The 21869-nt window shown below is 47.8% G+C and carries 21 protein-coding genes; 9 read left to right on the top strand and 12 right to left on the bottom strand.

Annotated elements, in window-relative coordinates:
- Positions 1 to 19 precede the first annotated feature (19 nt).
- The 3 genes from bufB to OCU77_RS16795 are packed head-to-tail and all read left to right on the top strand — an operon-like array spanning position 20 to position 2074.
- Complete coding sequence (gene bufB, locus OCU77_RS16785) at positions 20 to 856, top strand: MNIO family bufferin maturase (protein WP_084711852.1); 837 nt, start codon at positions 20 to 22, stop codon at positions 854 to 856.
- The gene (locus OCU77_RS16790) at positions 834 to 1622 is read left to right on the top strand and encodes an HvfC/BufC N-terminal domain-containing protein (RefSeq protein WP_048900001.1); all 789 of its coding nucleotides are present in this window, start codon (positions 834 to 836) and stop codon (positions 1620 to 1622) included. Before bufB ends, OCU77_RS16790 begins: the two co-directional genes overlap by 23 nt.
- The gene (locus OCU77_RS16795) at positions 1616 to 2074 is read left to right on the top strand and encodes a DoxX family protein (RefSeq protein ID WP_048900000.1); all 459 of its coding nucleotides are present in this window, start codon (positions 1616 to 1618) and stop codon (positions 2072 to 2074) included. The genes OCU77_RS16790 and OCU77_RS16795 overlap by 7 nt, the downstream gene beginning before the upstream one ends.
- 111 nt (positions 2075 to 2185) lie before the next feature.
- Here the strand turns inward: OCU77_RS16795 and yigB are convergent, their stop codons facing one another.
- The 6 genes from yigB to lptM are packed head-to-tail and all read right to left on the bottom strand — an operon-like array spanning position 2186 to position 6830.
- On the bottom strand, positions 2186 to 2908 hold the full coding sequence (gene yigB / locus OCU77_RS16800) for a 5-amino-6-(5-phospho-D-ribitylamino)uracil phosphatase YigB (RefSeq protein ID WP_048899999.1): 723 nt from the start codon (positions 2906 to 2908) through the stop codon (positions 2186 to 2188).
- Positions 2909 to 2923: 15 nt separating this feature from the next.
- Entirely contained in the window at positions 2924 to 3838 is a 915-nt protein-coding gene (gene xerC / locus OCU77_RS16805; RefSeq protein ID WP_048899998.1) for a tyrosine recombinase XerC, read from the bottom strand.
- Entirely contained in the window at positions 3835 to 4551 is a 717-nt protein-coding gene (locus tag OCU77_RS16810) for a DUF484 family protein (RefSeq protein WP_048899997.1), read from the bottom strand. The genes xerC and OCU77_RS16810 overlap by 4 nt, the downstream gene beginning before the upstream one ends.
- Positions 4548 to 5378 carry a diaminopimelate epimerase gene (gene dapF / locus OCU77_RS16815; protein ID WP_048899996.1) on the bottom strand — a complete coding sequence of 277 codons (831 nt, stop codon included), beginning with the start codon at positions 5376 to 5378 and terminating at the stop codon, positions 4548 to 4550. Before dapF ends, OCU77_RS16810 begins: the two co-directional genes overlap by 4 nt.
- 59 nt (positions 5379 to 5437) lie before the next feature.
- Positions 5438 to 6688, bottom strand: a complete 1251-nt coding sequence (gene lysA / locus OCU77_RS16820; RefSeq protein ID WP_048899995.1) for a diaminopimelate decarboxylase — start codon at positions 6686 to 6688, stop codon at positions 5438 to 5440.
- Between the two features lie 25 nt (positions 6689 to 6713).
- On the bottom strand, positions 6714 to 6830 hold the full coding sequence (gene lptM / locus OCU77_RS16825; RefSeq protein ID WP_084711848.1) for an LPS translocon maturation chaperone LptM: 117 nt from the start codon (positions 6828 to 6830) through the stop codon (positions 6714 to 6716).
- Between the two features lie 77 nt (positions 6831 to 6907).
- Here lptM and cyaY point away from each other — a divergent pair, with 77 nt between their 5' ends.
- Positions 6908 to 7219, top strand: a complete 312-nt coding sequence (cyaY, locus tag OCU77_RS16830) for an iron donor protein CyaY (RefSeq protein ID WP_048899994.1) — start codon at positions 6908 to 6910, stop codon at positions 7217 to 7219.
- A gap of 97 nt (positions 7220 to 7316) precedes the next feature.
- Here the strand turns inward: cyaY and OCU77_RS16835 are convergent, their stop codons facing one another.
- Positions 7317 to 9881: a class I adenylate cyclase gene (locus OCU77_RS16835; protein WP_239686042.1), complete on the bottom strand. Its 2565-nt coding sequence runs from the start codon at positions 9879 to 9881 to the stop codon at positions 7317 to 7319.
- 398 nt (positions 9882 to 10279) lie between these two features.
- On the opposite strand from OCU77_RS16835, the gene hemC reads away from it, so the two are divergent.
- From hemC to OCU77_RS16855, 4 genes are read left to right on the top strand one after another with little or no spacing between them, the layout of a single operon-like run.
- Positions 10280 to 11212, top strand: coding sequence for a hydroxymethylbilane synthase (gene hemC, locus OCU77_RS16840; protein WP_048899992.1), 933 nt, complete (start codon positions 10280 to 10282; stop codon positions 11210 to 11212).
- Positions 11212 to 11976, top strand: coding sequence for a uroporphyrinogen-III synthase (locus tag OCU77_RS16845; protein WP_048899991.1), 765 nt, complete (start codon positions 11212 to 11214; stop codon positions 11974 to 11976). The genes hemC and OCU77_RS16845 overlap by 1 nt, the downstream gene beginning before the upstream one ends.
- Positions 11973 to 13193 (top strand): uroporphyrinogen-III C-methyltransferase, encoded by a 1221-nt coding sequence (gene hemX, locus OCU77_RS16850; protein ID WP_107303098.1) that lies wholly within the window; start codon positions 11973 to 11975, stop codon positions 13191 to 13193. Before OCU77_RS16845 ends, hemX begins: the two co-directional genes overlap by 4 nt.
- On the top strand, positions 13190 to 14377 hold the full coding sequence (locus OCU77_RS16855) for a heme biosynthesis protein HemY (protein ID WP_048899990.1): 1188 nt from the start codon (positions 13190 to 13192) through the stop codon (positions 14375 to 14377). The genes hemX and OCU77_RS16855 overlap by 4 nt, the downstream gene beginning before the upstream one ends.
- A gap of 350 nt (positions 14378 to 14727) precedes the next feature.
- Here the strand turns inward: OCU77_RS16855 and OCU77_RS16860 are convergent, their stop codons facing one another.
- The 3 genes from OCU77_RS16860 to OCU77_RS16870 form a co-directional block, all read right to left on the bottom strand.
- Positions 14728 to 15111 (bottom strand): hypothetical protein, encoded by a 384-nt coding sequence (locus tag OCU77_RS16860; RefSeq protein ID WP_048899989.1) that lies wholly within the window; start codon positions 15109 to 15111, stop codon positions 14728 to 14730.
- Positions 15112 to 15287: 176 nt separating this feature from the next.
- Complete coding sequence (locus tag OCU77_RS16865; RefSeq protein WP_107303097.1) at positions 15288 to 16058, bottom strand: class I SAM-dependent methyltransferase; 771 nt, start codon at positions 16056 to 16058, stop codon at positions 15288 to 15290.
- Between the two features lie 43 nt (positions 16059 to 16101).
- Positions 16102 to 19245, bottom strand: coding sequence for an ABC transporter substrate binding protein (locus tag OCU77_RS16870; RefSeq protein WP_107303096.1), 3144 nt, complete (start codon positions 19243 to 19245; stop codon positions 16102 to 16104).
- 162 nt (positions 19246 to 19407) lie between these two features.
- Here OCU77_RS16870 and asnC point away from each other — a divergent pair, with 162 nt between their 5' ends.
- Positions 19408 to 19869: a transcriptional regulator AsnC gene (gene asnC, locus OCU77_RS16875; RefSeq protein ID WP_048899988.1), complete on the top strand. Its 462-nt coding sequence runs from the start codon at positions 19408 to 19410 to the stop codon at positions 19867 to 19869.
- A gap of 77 nt (positions 19870 to 19946) precedes the next feature.
- On the opposite strand, the gene hemB is transcribed toward asnC, so the two are convergent.
- Both hemB and tatD read right to left on the bottom strand, forming a co-directional pair.
- Positions 19947 to 21002 carry a porphobilinogen synthase gene (hemB, locus tag OCU77_RS16880; protein WP_048899987.1) on the bottom strand — a complete coding sequence of 352 codons (1056 nt, stop codon included), beginning with the start codon at positions 21000 to 21002 and terminating at the stop codon, positions 19947 to 19949.
- A 60-nt stretch (positions 21003 to 21062) separates the two neighbouring features.
- Complete coding sequence (gene tatD, locus OCU77_RS16885; protein WP_048899986.1) at positions 21063 to 21851, bottom strand: 3'-5' ssDNA/RNA exonuclease TatD; 789 nt, start codon at positions 21849 to 21851, stop codon at positions 21063 to 21065.
- Positions 21852 to 21869 lie beyond the last annotated feature (18 nt).

The following is a 21869-nucleotide window of genomic DNA, read 5'->3' on the forward strand; positions in this document are numbered from 1 at the left end:
CAAACTGACACAGCAACAGATGGTTGGGGTGGGCTTACGCTCCCCCCACATCTTACCCATACTCGACCAGCGGCCAGATATCGGCTGGCTTGAAATCCACAGTGAAAATTACTTCAACCCTCATTCCACAGCACGCGAGCAACTGAGGGCTATAACCGAGCATTACCCCATTAGTTGTCATGGTATTGGATTATCACTGGGTTCAGCGGATCCACTGGATACACAACACCTCAAACAACTCAAACACCTAGTGGATGAAGTAAACCCCATCGCGGTCTCCGACCACCTCAGCTGGAGCTCCGTCGACGGCCAGTTTTTTAATGATTTGTTGCCACTGCCCTACACCGAAGAGGCATTAACAAATTTTTGCCACAAGGTTGAGCAGGTTCAAGATTATTTGGGACGGGAATTTCTGGTAGAAAACCCATCGAGCTATCTCAGCTTTAGCCATTCAGCGATCCCTGAGTGGGAGTTTCTGCATGAAGTGCAGCAACGTACTGGCTGTGGCTTACTGCTCGATTTCAATAATATTTACGTCAGCAGCTTCAATCATGGCTTTGATTGCCAGCAATACATCAAGGCGCTCAACCCTAATGCCGTCAAAGAAATTCATCTTGCCGGTTTTACGGTGAAAGAGTTTGAACAAGGAGAGATTTGGATCGACACCCATAGTCGCCCAGTCAGTAAGCCTGTTTGGTTACTCTATCAGCTGTGGATCCGTCAGCACGGCGCTGTCCCCACCTTGATTGAATGGGATCTTGATATCCCTGAGTTAGACGTTTTGTTGGCCGAGGCCCATAAAGCAACCACGATTATTACGCAGGAGGCGCACTATGGACAAATCACCCAGCCATGATTTAGCACCTGCACTGCACCAATTGCAGCAAGATTTTTCAACCGCACTGCATTATCAGCCCAGTGACGTGAGCAAGCATATCCAAGTCGGTCGCTTTCCCGCAGAGCAGCTGATCCAGGTTTACCGTAATAACTTCATCATCAGTTTGTGCGAGGTATTGGAAGCCACTTACCCCTGTACCCTCGCAGTAATAGGTGAAGAGTGTTTTACCCAATTAGCACGTCAGCATGTGCTCAACTACCCTCTCAAACAAGGGGATGTCACTCCTTACGGTGCCTGTTTTGGCAACACCGTCTGTACCAACCCCAGTTTGTTAGAAGCCGTGCCCTATTTGATTGAATTAATTCAACTGGAATGGCTAATCGATACCGCCAGCCAGCACCCATGTCAGGCTACGGACTTTCCGTTTGAGAAATTGCAGGTTCTCACTGAAGACAATATTGCTCAAGCCCAGCTCGTTGTTCCTGAGCATACCTACTTACTGGATGCGAATTATCCCGTTGGCAGTATCTGGCAGATGGTACGCCACGATAAGGTTGAAGAGATCGACCTTAACCAAGCTGAATCCGTGATCGTTCAACACCACCCCGAACAGTTATCGGTACTCACCACCACACCAGCTGCAACGGCGTTAGTACAGCTCAGTCAACAACAGCGTCCATTGGGTGATGCCAACGAGGCCATGATGGCAATCTTGGGCGAATTGCTGCAACAAAACGTATTTTCAGATATTCAAGGATTGCCACAGGGAGATAGCGCATGCTGAATTTTATGAAACATATCGATGGCGTGGCTCAGCGGATCACCGATCCTCTGGTGCCTTTTCTGCTGCTCTTCACTCGTCTTTGGGTCGCGTGGGTCTTTTTCAAATCAGGGATGGTGAAATACTCCAGCTGGGACAGCACTTTGTATTTATTTGAATTTGAATACCAAGTCCCTCTGCTTCCATGGCAATTAGCCGCCTACATGGGAACGACAGCAGAATTAATCCTACCGGTATTTTTAGTGCTAGGGCTGTTCACCCGTCCTATGGCATTGGTCTTATTCGTGTTTAATATTATTGCCGTGGTGTCCTATCCCTTACTGTGGGAGAAAGGTTTTTTCGACCACCAACTGTGGGGCATGATGATGCTAGTGAACGTTTTCTGGGGAGCAGGACTATTCTCAATTGATAAGCTGATCAGCGCCGAACCCAAAAAGCACAGCGCACTGCAATAAAGTCTTTCCAAGCGGGAGACAAAAAGCAAGATAAGAAAAACCAACACAAACGCCAATAAAAAGGCGACGTGAATAACGTCGCCTGATTGTTTCTGTTCTCTCGCTGATTTGCTATTTAGCGACCACATCCAATAATGCCGCCAACGATGATATCTCTATGTCTGGTAGCCGACGGGCACGCGGTTCGCGCTGTAAACAACGGTCAAGATCGTTAAACCAACATGCCTGATAGCCATTGAGCAAAGCACCCGTCACGTCAGTATGCAAGTGATCACCAACATGAAGGATATTCTCGCGTGGTACGTTAATCAGCTGAGCAGCCCGCGTAAACATATCAGGAGCTGGCTTTGCCGCCCCATCACGTCCTGCTTGTAACAGGTGACTAAAATAGCCACTCAGGCCAATTTTTTCAGCATCCACATTGCCATTGGTGATCGCCACTAACGGCACTCGCTGGGCTAACAAGGCAAGTACGCGATGCGTTTCGGGAGGCACATCAACCTGATTACGTACCGCTAAAACAGTTGCCACCCCCTCATTCGCCGCTTGGGTGGCTTGGTTAAGCGAATAGCCAAGCTGCATTAAACCGATTTTAAGCAGTTCAAACCGCCAAAGCGTCACGTCATGGCGTAACCAAGGGTCAACTTTTGCCAGTTGCAGCTTTAATGCCATCCAATCAGCCACCGTCAACATGCGTGACACTGGGTGCTCCGAGTGCAACCAATCATACATCGCTTGCTCAGCACGACGGATCACTGGGCGGTTATCGTAAAGCGTATCGTCTAAATCAAACGTTAAGGCTTTAATTGGCTTTAAAGGTCGGTAAAACTGCATCACTCACTCAACACATTATTTATTGCCACGTTTCGCACGCGGATGGGATTCATCGTACACCTTTGCAAGGTGTTGAAAATCAAGATGGGTATAAATTTGGGTCGTAGACAGGTTCGCGTGACCCAGCAACTCTTGTACAGCACGTAAATCACCACTCGATTCCAGCATATGGGTCGCAAAGCTGTGGCGTAATTTATGCGGACTAATATGGCTCGACACTGATTGCTTCTGGCCCCACTCCGCCATTCGTTTTTGCACATTGCGAGTTGAAATACGGGTGCCTAACTTGGATACAAATAGCGCAGGTTCACCCTCGCCCGCTAGCTGCCCACGCACCTTGAGCCACTTGGCAACCCATTCACGGGCGAGCCCGGCAAATGGAACGACCCGCTCTTTATCGCCTTTACCGATAACCCGCAGATCACCTTTACTCAAGCTGATATCACGGACATTCACGCCGACAATTTCAGCTAAACGCAGCCCAGCCCCATACATCAATTCCATCAAGGCACGGTCGCGAATCGCAAGCGGATCATCTTCATCTACATTCAGCAGCTGATCCATTTCATCAACATCAAGGTTTTTCGGTAGTGGTCGGGCTTTGCGCGGTGCTGATACCCCTTTAGCAGGGTTAGCTGCCAAGACTTTTATCTGCACTAAATAATCAAAAAAACTGCGCAAGGCCGAAAGGCGCATCGACAAACTGCTGGCTTTAAGACCATCACGCATGCCTTTACTGGCCAACTGACGTACCCAGCCGGCATCCACTTGTTGCCACTCAGTCACACCCAATACCACCAGCTGCTCCGTCATGGTCGTGAGCTGACGTTTATAGTTGTGCTGGGTATGTAAGCTCAGCTCACGCTCACTACGAATATATTCGTAGAAACGATTGAGCGACTTTTCTAAGCTCGCGGGCAACCCACTCACTCAATCACCTCACGGCTATATTCCCAGTGGCTAATTAAGCGCGAAATAATCAACGCCAACTGCTCGACAAACAAGGTATCCATATTCGGCTGGAAGTGACCACCATCGGCACTTGAAAAGCTCAGCACTCCAATCGGGCGCTCAAACCCTAATGGTAGTACGACAAAGGAGCCAAGCTGCGGCGGTTGCTCAAACAGCATCTCACTTTCTTTTTTACGTAAACGGCCTAAATATACAGATCGGCGCGACAGGTGAGAAACACGGAAAGATTCAAAGTCACGGCGATCTAAAAATAGCTGCTCATCCATGCTATCGAATAAACGCAGGCTGTATTCCAAGTTCAAGTCTGTGGTCAACTCGTCTAACACTAACAAAGCTTGGTATATATTATGGGTTTGAAACAGCTTCACTTGTGCTTGCGAAAACAGCGCATGAAGATCACTGTTCTTCGCAGCAATATCGACCAGACGGGCAATATTGCCTTCTAATTCATTCACCCGATGACGCAAGCGTTCCAGTTGGATTTCCACCATGGAGACAACGCCACGTTCACTTTGTGGTATGTGTAAATACGCCAGCAAATCAGGCTGGCGTAAAAAGAAATCAGGGTGGCTCAGTAAATACTCAGCCACGGCTTCATCGTGCAATTTGTCACTCAACGGGGTTTCTGACACCGCTTCGGTCAGTTCATCCAGTTGCGATACATCGGTCATAATACAATTTGTCCATCATAGACATGCGCCACAGGCCCAGTCATATATAGGGGTTTCCCTTCACCAGCCCAGCTGATATACAAGTCACCACCAGGTAACACTACTTTTACTTTATCGTCGAGCAAGCCTTGGCGCTGGCCAATCGCAACAGCCGCACAGGCGCCGCTACCACAAGCTTGGGTTTCCCCTGCACCACGCTCATACACACGTAATTTTACTTCATTTGCACTCAGAACTTGCATAAAACCTGCATTGACACGCTCAGGAAAGCGCTCATGTGATTCCACCAAAGGACCGAGAGTTTCAACGTCAGCGGTGTCTATATCATCAACAACCGTGACACAGTGAGGGTTGCCCATGCTTACCGCACCACAGAATAAGGTGCTTTCGCCTACGCGTAATAAATAGGTTTTTTCGGCCTGCTTAGCACGAAAAGGGATTTTACTTGGTTCAAAATTAGGTTCGCCCATGTTGACTGTCACTTGATTGTCATTCTCAAGCTTCAGCAACATTTTGCCCGCTTTAGTGCTAACAGAAATCAGGTACTTATTGGTTAACCCTTTCATCCATACAAAACGCGCAAAGCAACGTGCGCCATTGCCACATTGCTCAACTTCACTGCCATCCGCATTAAAAATACGATAATGAAAGTCGGTTTCAGGATCGTACGGCGGCTCCACCACCAGTAACTGATCGAACCCCACTCCCCGGTGACGATCCGCTAAGCGGCGGATCGCATCGGGTGAGAAGAACACGTTTTGAGTGACACAGTCGACCACCATGAAGTCATTGCCCAAGCCATGCATTTTGGAAAAATTAATCTGCATGTTGTTCCTTTTTTATCGTTATACCCATAGAGGTGCCTGTGTGTTCAATATCGTGATCATTACGGCAATAGCGATTCAGACTGCCAAAGCTGCTCAAGTTGTTCACGCTGGCGAACAACATAGGCAGTGTCACCATCGACCATGATTTCAGCCGCACGCGTACGAGTATTGTAATTCGATGACATCACAAAGCCATAGGCGCCTGCCGAACGAACCGCGAGTAGATCACCTTCTGCCAAACAAAGCAGCCGCTCTTTACCCAAATAATCGCCAGTTTCACAAATCGGCCCAACAAAATCATATTCCGTGGTTTCACCATCACGCGGTACAACCGCCACAATATCTTGCCATGCTTGATACAGGGTCGGACGAATTAAATCATTCATCGCGGCATCGACAATGGCGAAGTTTTTGTGCTCGGTATGTTTAAGGTACTCAACACGCGTCAGCAAAACCCCAGCATTCGCGGCAATGGCACGACCCGGCTCAAAAATCAGCTCCAGCTCAGGGTGATTTTCTAAACGCTTGAGCAAGGCTGTCGCATATTCCGATGGCAAAGGGGGTTGCTCTTCATTGTAGGTCACCCCTAGGCCGCCACCGACATCAAGGTGAGCGATATGAATACCTTCGGCTTTCAGCTCATCAACCAGGGCCAACAAACGGTCTGTGGCATCAATAAAGGGATCAATGTCAGTCAGCTGAGAACCAATATGGCAATCCATCCCCGTGACTTCTAAATTCGGTAAGCTATGCGCTAAACGGTAGACCGCTGGCGCACGATCAAAGGCAATACCAAATTTATTATCGCGCAAGCCCGTTGAGATATACGGGTGCGTTTTCGCATCGACATCCGGATTAATACGCAATGAAACCGGTGCAACCACACCTAATTCAGCCGCCACCCGATTAAGGCGTTCAAGTTCAGGTTCAGATTCAACATTGAAACACTTTATACCTAATTCTAACGCCCGTTTCATCTCATTAGAGGTTTTACCGACGCCAGAGAAGACAATTTTCGCCGGTTCGCCACCCGCAACGATTACGCGTTCAAGCTCGCCTTGTGACACAATATCGAACCCCGAGCCCAAACGTGCTAACACATTCAGTACCCCAATATTCGAATTGGCTTTCACCGCATAACAGATAAGGTGTGGCTGATCGGCAACCGCATGATCAAACGCTTTCCAGTGACGCTCTAATGTCGCACGCGAATATACATACAATGGCGTGCCATGCTGCTTGGCGAGTTCAGTGAGTGCCACTTCTTCGGCCCATAACTGGCCATCTTGCTGGTAATTAAAGTAATCCAATGTTTTCCTTCCCTGTCCGGTATCGCTACTGTTGTTGTTGCTGCTGATCGGCATCTTGCGGCATGTACAATGCACCACTCTGGCCACAACCCGAGATCGCCAACACACCCAGTACTAAAATCGCTAATAAACCTTTACGCATTTTTAAAGCCAGTGATTATCGTTTCAATGCCCTCTATAATCGCACCAAGAATAGGAAAAGCAATAGGACGTAATGGGATGAATGATACTGAATTTCACAACTTGGCTGATCTAGCCCTACAAGCACTTGAAGATGGCATCGATGAATCGGGTGCTGATATCGAGCCAGAAACGACAGGTAATGTCCTGACACTGGAGTTTGAAAACCGTAGCCAAATCGTCATTAACCGCCAAGAGCCCCTGCATGAGCTATGGTTAGCATCTAAATCTGGTGGTTACCATTTCAAATTTGATGGCACAGAGTGGCGCTGTACACGCAGTGGTGAAGAGTTTTTTGCACTGGTTAAGCGTGAGTGTTCGCTTCATGCCGGTGAACCTGTGGAGTGGTAAGCTGCGCTTACTTGCTTTATTGCAGACAAAAAAGCCTTCCAACGTTATGAACGGGAAGGCTTTTTTATCTAGCACACATTTAAGCGATGTCAGATAACTAGCGCGATGAAAACGACATCACCGCCGCCGCTGAATTATCAGAACTTGGTCGACGTTGCACTTGCTGACCACTCTTGAACGGAATGACTTGGCAATCGCCCGACTCCGAATGAACGATGTCATAGAACTGCGGCAGATTGAAGTTAATGAAATTCGCACTATAGCTAAAACGATCTTGGGCCGAGGTATAGAAGCGATTTACCCCATGCACCATCTCATCTTTATCACCACTGCATTGGCGATACACTTCAATGCGGTTGGTTTCATCCAAAATATAAATATTGAAGCCTTGATCGCAATCTTCAAAGAAGAATTGGATTAACCCCTCACTCGCGTACGAATCAACAATTTCTGGCGGATGCGGTTCATCCGTCTTCCCCATCACCAATTGCGGTGAGCCAATCAGCTTATTACTGGAAATACAGCTATAGAAATCGACCGAGTTTTCGAGCTTCTGTACCGACACACCACGGCGTTCAAAGAATAAACCATGGGTTTGATCGCCAATACGGATGGCTTTAAAGCGGCGACGTTTTTCTTGTTCCACCGGCTTCAAGCGCATTTCAATACACTCGGCCACCAGTTGATACACTAAATTACGGATCAAACCACGCATGTGTTTGCTATAGCAGAATACATCCACCGATTCCGGTGGAATTGCATCTTGGTGCATTTTGCCCAATACGGTTTTCAGTGCATCCAACATCGCATTTTCACCGCTGAAATTGAGAGTACGCACTTCGTTCCACGAGTTGCGGTACACCAAATCCACGCTACCCACTAAACATTGCTGCTCAGGACCATAGCTGAAAATATCGGTATTTTTGAAATCAAACCGAATAGAGCGATTCTTGAGTTCGGTCGTTGGGTCATTTTCAAGGTTAATGAATAACCCTAACTGACGAATTTCACACGGGCTCGATAACGCCTGCAGGCTAGGTTGGGGGCGACGGATTGGGAAGGTATTTCGAATATCGCTAACCAATTGGTATAGCTTATCGATATCCAAATCGGTATCACGCACCACGTTGTGCAAACAGGTTGATTCCGTTAGCAAGCCATTGAAGTATGACCAAGCCACCAGCTTGCTGAGATAACGGTTATGCTCTAATGACGGCTGCCCCAAAATTGCGTATGGGTCGAGTGGCTGCTTATATAAATACCATCCCGCGGCATTGGTACGCCCCGCAGGTACTTGAATAAAGGTCAGGTCTGATTCGTGTAAATCCGGTGAAATCTGCGGATTAAGCAGGGTCACCTTACCCGGTAACACCTCAAAAGCCGCATACAGTTTACGCGCTAAAATGCTGATATCTTCTGGGCTAATAGCCGAGGTAATGTCATTACGGCGCGCAAAACGGATCAGGTTACGGTAGCTCAGCATCAAAGCATCAAGCAGCTCATTATGCGCACGCTTAACCTGGCCGACCTTCCAATTACGACGATTATCAAGCTCGCTTAATACCTCGTGTGACCATTGCCATTCGGTAGTCAGCTCTTGTAATACCCGACGACGCCACGCTACTGAACCCGAAGACGGTTCACGGGTAAGTTTCTCATGAGTTTTCAGGTAGAAACAGCGACGCACTAAATCTAAACGGCGATGATCGTCGATCCGTTCAAGGTAGCGCGTGACTTTTTCCAGCATCAGGTAGTACGCATCCATGCAATATTCAAAGCGTTCTTCGGCAAAGAAACGACGCTTGGCATCAACGCTCAATAACTGGGTATGCGGGTATTCCCACGAGTAGGCTTCCAGCAAAATGGCTTTCAATACCGACTTATAGGGTGAGTCGATACTCTTGTACAACTGCCACAAGCTTGAGCCGAAATACTCTTCAGCGGGAATGCGGGTCAAACCGCCAAAATCAATCCACTCTTCGCGACGAATATGGCCAGCAGAAACTAGGTAGTCGACATATTCACCGTAACACTCTTCCATTTCTGGCGGCACCATAAACCACAATAGCGGTTGGCCAGCCATTAGCACGGCAGAGCGGTAAAACTCGTCCAGCAGCAGCAAGTGCTGGCTTGAACCACAGTTTTCCCCTGTCATGGCTTCAGAGAAGTTATCGCGGAATCGGTTTTCGTCGATTAAGAAGAAATTGGCTTCCACCCCTTGTGCCATCGCCCAATCAGAAATCAGTGAACATTTGCTATCAAGCGCTTCGCGCTCATCCGCAGGCATATTGGTGCGGATACAAACCCAAATATCCAAATCACTGGTCAGGCTTTGTCCCAACGAAGACGTACTGCCCATCGCATAGAGACCAAGGATAGGTGAAGAGAGATCATTAGAAGGAAACGTAAGTTCAGCGCTCGCAGCTAGCCCACAGTCGTCAACGAACTGCTGCTGTTGCTCAGAGAGCGAGAACGACACAACACCATGCTGTACCTCTTGATCGAGATAACCTGGGATGGCAGGGTGATTATAATGCAGTAAGACAGGCAACAAGTGATACACCTGTTGCGAGGTTGCCGTCATCGCGGCATGAGCACGTTCATTACGAAGTATATGAAGTGCATCCAGTCTACTTTTTAGCGTCTGAATATAGTTGTGCAAATTACTCTTCCAAGAGCTGCCAGCATTAAGCGGCCCAAATCTTGTCATTAATAGTGTAGAGAAGGTTCTACATACGAGCAAAAACGTGATCAATCTAACACTTTTTGCATTACCCGTAAAGTTAGTGACGATTTATGACAACTTATGAATAGCAGATGCGGTGATGGTCGGCGTTATCCTTTTGCCTCATCCCTCAAGCTAGTACATTCAGGCAATTCCGCCAGCGCACCAATGGGGTTAACCTAGCATCTTGAGGGTTATGTGAGAAATATCACATTAATCGTGACACATTTCAAGACAATACAACTTCGATGCATTCCTGACTAGTTGTTCATTACCATCGCGCGACAGGAGTGGTACGATTAGCGAAAATAACGCCTTTTTATGGATCCTATTCTATGACCGATAAACCAATCCGCATTGCTACGCGCAAGAGTCCACTCGCTATGTGGCAAGCCGAATTTGTAAAAGCCGAACTCGAACAAGCGCACCCTGGCTTAACGGTAGAATTAGTACCTATGGTCACTAAGGGCGATATCATTCTTGATACCCCACTTGCAAAGGTCGGTGGTAAAGGCCTCTTCGTGAAAGAGTTAGAAGTGGCGATGCTGGAAGACCGCGCTGATATTGCCGTTCACTCCATGAAAGATGTCCCAGTAGAATTCCCTGAAGGCCTAGGTCTGGTCACGATTTGTGAGCGCGAAGACCCACGCGACGCCTTTGTATCGAATACCTACAACAACATTGATGAGCTGCCTGAAGGCGCTATCGTGGGAACATCTAGTCTGCGCCGTCAATGCCAACTCCGTGCCAATCGCCCTGATTTAATCGTAAAAGATTTACGTGGCAACGTGAATACACGCCTACGTAAATTAGATGAAGGCCAATACGATGCCATTATTCTGGCCTGTGCTGGTCTTATTCGCCTAAAAATGGAAGACCGCATTCGTTGTGCGATTGAACCTGAAGTCAGCCTACCCGCTGTCGGTCAAGGCGCAGTCGGTATCGAGTGTCGTTTGGATGATGATCGCGTCCGCGGTTTACTGGCAGCACTGAATCACCAAGAAACAGCAACGCGCGTTTTATGTGAGCGTGCGATGAACAACCGCCTACAAGGTGGTTGCCAAGTGCCTATCGGCAGCTACTCATTACTTGATGGTGACCAAATCTGGCTGCGTGCACTGGTTGGTGAACCCGACGGTAGCAAGATCGTCAGTGGCGAAATCAAAGGTGCAGCGGCAGATGCTGAAAAGCTGGGCGTTGAACTGGCAGACCAATTATTGGCTGACGGTGCCAAAGCCATCCTAGATGAATTATACGGCAACGCGTAATGACCATATTGATCACCCGCCCATCACCCGATGGTGAGCAATTAGCTCAGCAACTGAATGCTGCGGGTATCAAAGCCATTACCCAACCGCTTCTAAAAATTCAGGCAGGCCATGACCTGCCAACCCTCATTTCGCAACTAAATTTACTGCAACCAAATGATTTTCTGATTGCCGTCAGTGTTCATGCAGTGAATTTAGCTCACAATTACTTACTTTCACACTGTGCTAGCTGGCCAAAAAACGTGCATTATATAGCCGTTGGTCATAAAACTGCGGCGGCCTTGCGTCAAGCAACAGGACAAGCAGTACAGCAACCTCAGCACCAATGTGATAGTGAAGGCTTACTTGCACTACCTGAATTAGCCCACGTAGACCAACGCCGTATCTTAATTTTACGCGGCAACGGGGGACGCGAGCTCATTCATCAAGCACTTAGCGAACGTGGCGCACAAGTAAGTTATTGTGAATGTTACCAACGATGCTTGCTACCTTTAAATGGGGAGCAACTTTGTCAGCAGTGGCAATCACACGATGTAACAGCGTTAGTTGTGACCAGCGGTGAGCAACTTTCGCATTTATGCGCCGCAATACCGCAAAACCAACAGGCTTGGTTTTATCAATGCCAGCTTTATGTACCAAGCCAACGGATTGCAGACCAAGCTCAGCAGCTTGGTTTTACACATTTTTCCACCGTGGGTAGCGCGGCAAATCACGCGCTCTTCACGTTCCTAAGCAAGAATAGGCACGATGGGATAATCGGATGACTGATAAAAAAACCAATAACGACACCCCTGCAGAAAATGGCGCAGCAGATGCGAAGCCAACCAATAAGCAAGGACAAGCTAGCGCTAACACCGGCAAGCCACAAACTTCAGCACAAAAAGAAGCTGAGAAAAAAACCGCTAACACTACGCCAAAATCTGCGCCTGCTGCTGATAAACCCGCACCAGCACCTGCCGAGAAAAAAAGCGGCAGCAAAACAGGGGCCATTGCCATTGCCCTAGTGATCGCACTGGGTGCAGGCCTTTACTACCACGGCCACCAACAAACCCAGACCCAAAATGCTCAAATGGCAGCGCTACAACAGCAACTGACCAGCATGAAGGCGACGCTGGCGGCGAGCCAACAAGAAACCTTAGGCAAAGTAGAACAAAGTCTTCACGGCACTGATGTGTCAATAACCCAACAAGAGAAATCCATCCAGGGTTTACAGTTAGCACTAGCAGAAATGAAAGGTCGCCGTCCAAACGACTGGCTGCTGGCGGAAGCCGACTACCTCGTCAAAATGGCGGGTCGTAAGTTATGGTTAGAACATGATGTGGTGAGTGCAACGGTTCTACTAGAATCCGCCGATAACCGCATTGCAGAACTGAACGATCCAAGCCTAACGCCAGTGCGTAAAGCAATGAACACCGATATTACTGCCCTAAAATCCGTGGCACGTATCGACCGTGATGGCTTAGTGCTTCGCTTAACCAGCCTGCAAGAACAAGTCGCTAAGCTGCCATTGGCTAACGCTATCATGCCTGAAGCCGAAGCAGTGGAAGAAACCACTGTCAGTACTTCAGTTGACGACTGGAAAACCAACCTAATGACATCGCTACAGAACTTCAGCGATCATTTCATTACCTACCGTAAACGTGATGGCAGCGTGATCCCTCTGCTTTCGCCTAAGCAAGACTTCTACTTACAAGAAAACATCAAGTCGAAGCTAGAAACAGCGATTAAAGCGGTTTATCGCGAAGAAGGTGAGCTATACAGCAAATCATTAACCATGGCGAAAGACTGGGCGCAGCAATTCTACAACCAAGATGCACCTGAAACGCAAAGCTTCATTAAGACGCTGGATCAGCTTGCAGGTGAAGGCATTGAAGCTAGCTACCCAACACGCTTGCAGTCTCAGCCGCTCATCACCGATTTGATCAGTGAGCGCCTTCGCAATCAAGTAAAACCAATCAGCACTGAGGAGAATCCAGCATGATCAAACTGTTACTACTGGTAGCGGCGCTGATTGCTGGTGTCGTGGTTGGCCCTATGCTGGCAGGTAATCAAGGCTATGTCTTGATTTCAGCGGCGAATCAAACCATCGAAATGAGTGTCACCACCCTGATTTTATGCGTGGTGGTATTACTGGGGCTGTTCTTCCTTATCGAGAATATCTTAAAGCGTCTATTTTCATTAAGCAGCTCAACCCGCGGCTGGTTTGCAGGCCGTAAGGCGCGTAAAGCACGGACATTAACCGCCAATGGCTTGATGAAAGTGATCGAAGGTGACTGGAAGCAAGCTGAAAAGTTAGTGGTTAAAGCCGCTAAGCACAGCGACACCCCTTTGCTGAACTACTTGGCCGCTGCAGAAGCCGCTCAAGGTCAGGGGGATACCAGTCAACGTGATGATTACCTACGTTTAGCTTCTGATCTTGATGGCCAGAACCTCGCTGTTGCGCTAACGCGTGCCAAACTACAGCTGCGCCAAAAAGAATTTGAGCAAGCACTCGCGACCCTTTGCGATATTAAGCAAAACCATGGCCGTAACCCTATCATGCTGAGCCTGCTCAAAGAGTGCTATATCCAGCTTGAAGACTGGAAACCGCTTCTGGCACTGCTACCGCAACTTGAAAAACAGCAAGTGATCACCACTGAAGAAGCCACTCAACTGGCTCAGAAAGCCGAGTGTGGTTTGATGGAGCATATAGCTCAACACAGTGGCAGTGATGGCCTGATGGGCCACTGGAACGGTCTCAGCCGTAAAGATAAGCAACGCCCTGAATTAATCGCTTGCTTCGTTCGCCAGATGATCATCAAAAAAGCAGATAGTGAAGCCTATACTGTTCTGCGTGATTCACTGAAAAAGCAAAGCAACGATACCTTAATCGGTTTAGTGGCTGAGCTGAATCTGCCAGATAACCACCCTGCGATTGTTCGCTTGCAAGATTTACTGCGTTACGACAGCAATAACCCAGTGACGCACAGCGCGCTGGCACAACTGTTAATGCGTGATGAAAAATGGGAAGAAGCAAAGAATCACTTTGAGCAAGCCATTGCGATCCGTCCTGACGTGACAGACTACGCGCACTTAGTCAAAGTGCTCGAAAAGCTCAATGATGATCAAGGTGCTGCATCTGTATCTCGCCAAGCACTCACATTGGCACTTCCTGCTAAAATCTAAAACTATTAGCAAATAACATAAAGCACTCTTCGGAGTGCTTTTTTTATACCTAAAACCAATAACATATGTTGCTTAATTCATATAATTGTATCCAATTGTTAATAGTCATTTCATCTTATATCCACACCATTGATAGCATTTTGTAAACGTTATTCAATAGTGCTTCTTCTCGCTAACAAATGGATAACCGAAATGGATATGTTTGCGTGGCTACTTGTTTCAGGCATCATTGTTTCAGTGATCACATGTGTGATGACAGCGGTTCTTGTAAAAGAAGCGTGATTCAGACATAAAAAAGCCTCCACTACCGGAGGCTTTTTTATTGGTTATTCATCATCAAGCCTAACTAGCTATTGTGCGTCAGCCACTTCTTTTTTCTGCGCTTTTTTCACGGCTTGGTTGTAACGTTTTACCGCCTTTGCCGCTTGTTTTAACCGTTTGGCCTTTTTCTTGGCTAGCTTTGTTACCTTCTTACCCAAATCGCCGTCAGATTGAGGCTCAGGCTCCGTTAACGCTGTCATTTCTGGCACGATAGTGCTCATACTCGATGCAGGCTGGACCTTGGCTAGGCGGGCTTGAGAAACGAGTGCACTCGGCTTACACAGATACACTTTTTCGCTGGCAACACGCGCACAGCTCGAACACATATAATTGGGCTCACTGACAATTTTGCTAATAATGGCAATCTTGTCTGCAATTTCGACACGACGGTACTTACATAATGATTTTGCCATTGACTACTCTCCAAGCAAAAACGACTGACTAGCCGAAGACAACACCAGCATCTGCGTGCGGTTCATGATTGTCTCGTGATGTGTTATCGGCTTATTTCTTCCTTGTCTACGGTTATACCAGTAAGACTAGGCTCACTCTAGTGGTAGCAACCACTCCTCATAATCAGACCCGAGGTTTATTTCATTGCCGCTTTTACATACACATCAAAGCGATTCTTTTTGGTTTCGATCGCGGTAGAGGGTTTCACCAAATCTAAAAATTCAGCATAGTCTGGACGTTTCACTACCACTCGCTTGGTTGCTAACGCCAGCGCAGGTGTTAATAGTCCATCCGCATCCAAATCCGCTCCAACCAAAGATTGGAACACCCGCATCTCTTTTTTCACCAAAGCCGATTTCTTTTTATGTGGGTACATAGGATCAAGATACACCACATCTGGCGCTTCAAAATCAGCGTTATCAGCTAAATCAAGCAAGGCTTGCTGGCTGGACGCGTGTAGCAAGCTCAAGCGTTCGCTGACCCAGCCACCTATCTCAGCATCTTGTTTGGCGCGCGTTAATCCGTCGTCTAGCAATGCAGCAACAACAGGGTGACGCTCTACCATCTGTACTTTGCAGCCAAGGCTTGCCAATACAAAAGCATCACGGCCTAGCCCGGCGGTACCATCCAGTACCTTCGGCATCACGCCGCCTTTCAGGCCAACGGCCTTGGCAATTGCTTGACCACGACCACCACCGAATTTACGACGGTGAGAAGCAGCACCACCAGCGAGGTCAACATACACAGCACCCAGCTTAGGTTCGTCGAGCTTACGCAGCTCTAAACGCTCTTCAGTAAGTACTAACGCAAACTCGCTGCTATCAGTATGGCTAAGGCCCCAGCGTTGCGCTAATTGGTCTAGCTCGCCCTGACGTTGTGGGGCTTCACAGATTAAAGCTAATTGCACAAAATACTCCGGTAAATGCGGCTAATCAGAATAAGGGGCGGGATTATACCACTGCATCTTGGTCTTGGCTCAACTCCGCCACCAGTTTCGCCAATGGTTGCGGTTTCCCAAACAAGTAGCCCTGCGCGTAATCGACACCAAGCGCTTGTAGCTTAGTTAAAATCGCGTCACTCTCAACAAATTCAGCAACGGTTTTCTTGCCCATTTTCTTCGCTAACTCATTGATGGCTTTTACCATCGCAAAGTCCATGTCATCTTCTGCAATGTCACGAACAAACATGCCATCGATCTTAATAATGTCGACCGGCATACGTTTCAAATAACCGAACGACGACAAGCCTGAACCAAAGTCATCCAATGAAATTAAGCAGCCTAACGACTTTAATTGGGTAAAGAGCTGGATAGCTTCGCTCATATTACCAATAGCAGCCGTTTCAGTAATTTCTAAGCAGAGCTTCTCGGTTGGGATCCCTGAGTCGCGGATCAGCGCAATCAGAAACTCAACAAAATCGCGGTTCCCCATTGATTGCCCTGACAAGTTAATCGCACACATTTCTAACTGCTCAATCGCTTTCGGGTTCGCTTGTAACCATGAAATGGCTTCTTGTACCACATAGCGATCAATCAAGTGCGCCAAGTTATAACGCTCCGCAGCGGGAATAAATAACCCAGGGGAAACCATCGAACCATCTTGGTTACGCATCCGTACCAAAATCTCGTAGTGGTGCTTACCAGCGCCACCATTTAGAGGCGATATTTGTTGCGCATGTAGCTCTAACCGTTTTTCAACCAACGCATCGCGAATATGGTTCACGTACTCCATTTCCAACTCGCGGCGCTTGAGCTCTTCATCATCAGGGTGGTAAAGGTGTAAGCGGTTACGCCCTTCATCTTTAGCGGCATAGCAGGCGGTATCAGCCTGCGCGTGCACTTGCTGCGGCGAACCTGCGGTTTCATCGATCAACCGCACCCCAATCGAACAACTAAAGCTGAAACGAGTGTTTTGCCAATAAAACTCCGCTTCATCGAGTAGCAGTAAGATTTCTTTGCCAAACGCCACGGCATCATGCGCATCGCAATGACGCAAAATCACTGCAAATTCGTCGCCGCCAAGTCGCGCTAAGGTGGCTTTGCTCGGGGTGATACTTTGCAGCATCAAAGCCACTTGCTTGAGTGCTTCATCCCCAGCCTCATGCCCTGCGGTATCATTGATCACTTTAAACTGGTCTAAATCAATGTAGAACATGGCATGACGGGCACCTTTATCGCTCGCTTCTAGCAAGACATGTTCTAATTGCTGTTCGAAATATGAACGGTTAAATAAATCGGTGAGGTAATCATGGCGCGCCTGATATTCCAACTTAGCCTCAAGTTGATGGGTTGACGTAATATCTTCACCCACGATCAATAACTGCTTTTTCGACTGAGCAGGCCGAATGGTTTCTCGAATCCATACCGTATTGCCATTGGCACAGCGATATTGCAGCTGACGACGCCACACTTTCTGGTCGTTTTCTTGAGCCGCCGACGCCATAAACTGCTGCGGCCCAGCGCTGTCTTCGAAATAAAAATCCGTCACCTTATGCCCGAGGAGCTGGCGTTTATCGTACCCCAACAGATCGGCGGCAAACTGATTGACCGATTGAATACGCGCCTGACTGTCGATGGTCAATAAAATAACCGGTTGTTGCTCATACAGCAGGCTATAACTCACCTCACGGTCACGGAGTTTTTCTTCCATTTGACTACGGGCGGTAATGTCTCGCGCCTCTAAGAGCATTTGGCCCGACTCCGCCTCATTAGACGGCATACTCTTGATGGTAATGTCCAATATCAAGCGGTCACCATCACTGCTTTGCAGCTCAGCAGTAAAGCGGGACATTTGGTCGCTTTGTGCCAACAGAAAGGCTTGGCTCAGTTGCAGCGCACCTTCTTGATCCCAACAACACCAACGCCATAACGGGCGATCATACTTAATCACGCTGCGGCCAAGTAAATGCTGCAGCGCTAAATTTGCCGACACTAAACTGCCGTGCGACTCTAAAATGGCAATGTACTGAAAACTCTGATCAAACACCCCTTCAAACAGTGCCTGGCTTTGCTGTAGCTGACGCTCACTTTTTTGCTGACGACGGATCATCAAGGCCAATAAGATAATCACAGGTCCCATCACCAAAATGGTGAACAGCATGGTTTTCAGCTCTTTCTTGTGGCGTTCAAACCAGCTTTGTGGCCGATTAACCAAAAGGGCTTGGTCATTTTCAACATTGATGCCCCACTTTTCTAGCATCGGATAATTCAGCATGAGCTGACTGGGACTAGAAAGCACCACAGGGTACTGGGCAATGTCATCATTGAGTACATTCACTAATAGCTTGCCCATCATGGTACCGAGATCATAGCCACTGGTGACGACCCCACCTGTCGCCCCATACTGCAGCATAAAGTTATACATTACATACACAGGCACCGCAGAGCGTTCAGTCAGCTGTTTGATGAAAGTATGGCTAGAGCGAAACTCACCGTCACCATCTTTGAAATACAGCAACAATACAATCGCAGAGTCAGGTGGTAGGGTTTCGGTGAAGGCTAACATGTCATCAAAGCTGTAATACGGAGGGCGGATCAATTCAACATCGAGGGCCGAATTAGCACTTTGGTACTTTTCCACCGTGCGCCACAACTCTTGCCCGGTATAGCTGCGATCAGCCAGCAAATACAGCTTCTTTAGATCAGGTTGCAAAGTCTTTGCGAGCTTAATGTTTTCCACCGCGCGTGAAACTTCCACCACTCCAGCAACACGTTCCAGCCGGTTATTTTTATCTGTGGTGTAGCTATTAATACCGCCAAACACCACAGGAGTATCACCCACAAACTCACCAAGCTGATTCACTAACCACAGTGCATGATCATCCGAGACCACAATGGCATCGTACTTTTCTTTGGTTAATTTCGTGCGATAAACATCGAGTAACTCATTGAGGTAAGAGGGCGATTGATAACGCTTACTGTCCATATAGCTAATGCTAAATGAAACATTATCTGCATTAGTGGCGACCTCTAATCCGGCCTGAATAGAATCCGTCCAACGTAACCCTTGATGATAGGAGTGAATAACCAATGTTTTTTGGGGAATAGCAAATGCAGAAAATGTCACTGGAAGAAGTAATAAGAGAAGAAAACGCATAAGATTGCCAGTGATCCTTTAATTCATTGCCCAAGTATTTTTACAGTAGCCTTTGCACGCGCATTATCGCAGAATGCCTTGGTATGTTTTTCAATCACACCCTAACCGACGCCAGTATAAAAGATGCACGCACCGGTATAAACCAAGGGAGGGTAAATAACGATGACCCCATTACCACGGATAGATGACCTTGACCGCGATATCTTAGACGCCTTAATGACAGATGCCCGTACACCATACGCTGAAATGGCTAAACGTTTCAATGTTAGCCCAGCTACCGTGCATGTTAGGGTGGAAAAAATGCGTGCTGCCGCCATTATCACAGGCACAGAAGTGATCGTTAATCCCAAATTACTGGGCTACGATGTCTGTTGTTTTATTGGCATTAATTTAAATGCAGCCCGTGATTACCATTCTGCGCTAGCAAAACTGAACGAGCTTGATGAGGTCGTGGAAGCCTATTACACCACAGGGGCGTATAACATCTTCGTGAAATTGATGTGTAAATCAATTGAGGAGCTACAGCACGTATTGATTGATAAGCTGCAAGCGATTGATGAAGTACAGTCGACCGAGACCTTGATCTCGCTGCAAAATCCAATCAACCGTAACGTCAAGCCATAAAAAACGAGCGATAAGAACACTTACCGCTCGTGAGTATTACCATGCCGCCGGCTAATAAGCTGGTCGCAATATCATGCTTATTCTTCTGCGCTTACAGCTTGCGCATCAGCATGGCGAGCAGCAGCGTCTTCGGCTAACCACTCGGCAACATTCTTCGCAAAGTAAGTCAGGATGCCATCCGCACCTGCGCGCTTAAAGCACACTAACGATTCCATCACGGTTTCGCGCTCTTTAAGCCAGCCATTTTGAATAGCCGCCATGTGCATCGCATATTCGCCTGACACTTGGTACGCATACGTCGGCACTTTCAGTTCGGTTTTCACACGGCGAACCACGTCTAGGTATGGCATACCCGGCTTCACCATGACCATGTCCGCACCTTCGTTGATGTCCATTGCCACTTCGTGCAAGGCTTCATCTGTGTTGGCAGGATCCATTTGGTAGGTTTTCTTATCGCCACCTTTTAGGTTGCCTGACGAACCAACAGCATCACGGAACGGACCGTAATAGTTCGATGCATATTTCGCAGAGTACGCCATGATTTGGGTATGAATATAACCCGCGTCTTCCAACGCTTCACGAATAGCGCCAATGCGGCCATCCATCATATCTGATGGCGCAACAACATCCGCGCCAGCTTCTGCGTGTGACAAGGCTTGTTTGATCAAGATTTCAGTCGTAACGTCATTGATCACGTAGCCGTCTTCATCAATGATGCCGTCTTGGCCATGGATCGTGAAGGGGTCTAACGCCACATCAGTGATCACGCCCATCTCTGGCACATGCTCTTTTAGCAGACGCACAGCGCGCTGGACCAAACCTTCTGGGTTATAGGCTTCGCCCGCACACACACTCTTAAAGTCTTGAGAAACAACGGGGAATAAGGCAATTGCAGGAACACCCAATTTCGCTAAGTACTCAGCTTCTTGCAGCATCAGATCAATCGATAGACGCTCAATACCTGGCATCGACTCTACCGTTTCACGACGATTTTTACCCATAAGAACAAACATAGGGTAAATCAGATCGTTTACTGAGATCTGGTTTTCAGCCATTAAACGACGGCTAAAGTCATGTTTACGCATTCTGCGCATACGGCGTGCTGGAAACGCGCCCTGAATAGATACAGACACGGCCTACTCCTTGTATAGGTTGATTCGCAATCTAGTTCGATAATACCACTGTCGATAAATTTAGCATGGATCGATCGCAAAAAATGCTTGGGTTGTAGCACGAGAATTCATCATTACATCAGCAGCTTGCTGACCTCGGCACTGGGCTATCACAGTGGCAATGTGCGGTAAGAATTTAGGTTCGTTACGGCTCGACTTCGGTTTTGGTCGATAGTCTCGTGGCAATAAATACGGGCAATCGGTTTCAATCATTAAACGATCATCGGGAATATGGTGCACAATTTCACGTAACTCGGTACCACGGCGTTCATCGCATACCCAACCAGTAATACCAATATGAAGATCCAGTTCAAGGCAAGCTTTAAGCTCTTGCTCGCTTCCCGTAAAGCAATGCAGTACCGCAGCAGGTAATTTATCGCGCCAAGGGGTCAGAATGTCAATAAAGCGCTGATGAGCATCGCGACAGTGCATAAAAACAGGCATGTTCAATTCTGCCGCAAGCGCAAGTTGCGCTTCAAACACCGCTTCTTGTTGGGGACGCGGTGAAAAATCACGGTTGAAATCCAGCCCACACTCACCAATCGCCACCACTTCGGCTTTGGTCGCTAATGCGCGAATCGCAGGTAAGGTTAAGTCATCAACCGACTTGGCATCGTGGGGATGGACACCTGCGGTGCTGAAACAATAGTTCGGCCACTGGGTGGCCATTTGCCATGCTTGTTGGCTTTCTTCAATACTGGTGCCCGTTAATATCAAGCCGGTTACACCAGCCTCTTGCGCACGCGTAATGACGGCATCACGATCTTTATCAAACCGCGTATTGGTCAGGTTTACCCCAATATCTATCATTGCTTTTTGCTTCCTTAA

The sequence above is a fragment of the Photobacterium swingsii genome, assembly GCF_024346715.1.
In the GTDB taxonomy this organism is placed as follows: domain Bacteria; phylum Pseudomonadota; class Gammaproteobacteria; order Enterobacterales; family Vibrionaceae; genus Photobacterium; species Photobacterium swingsii.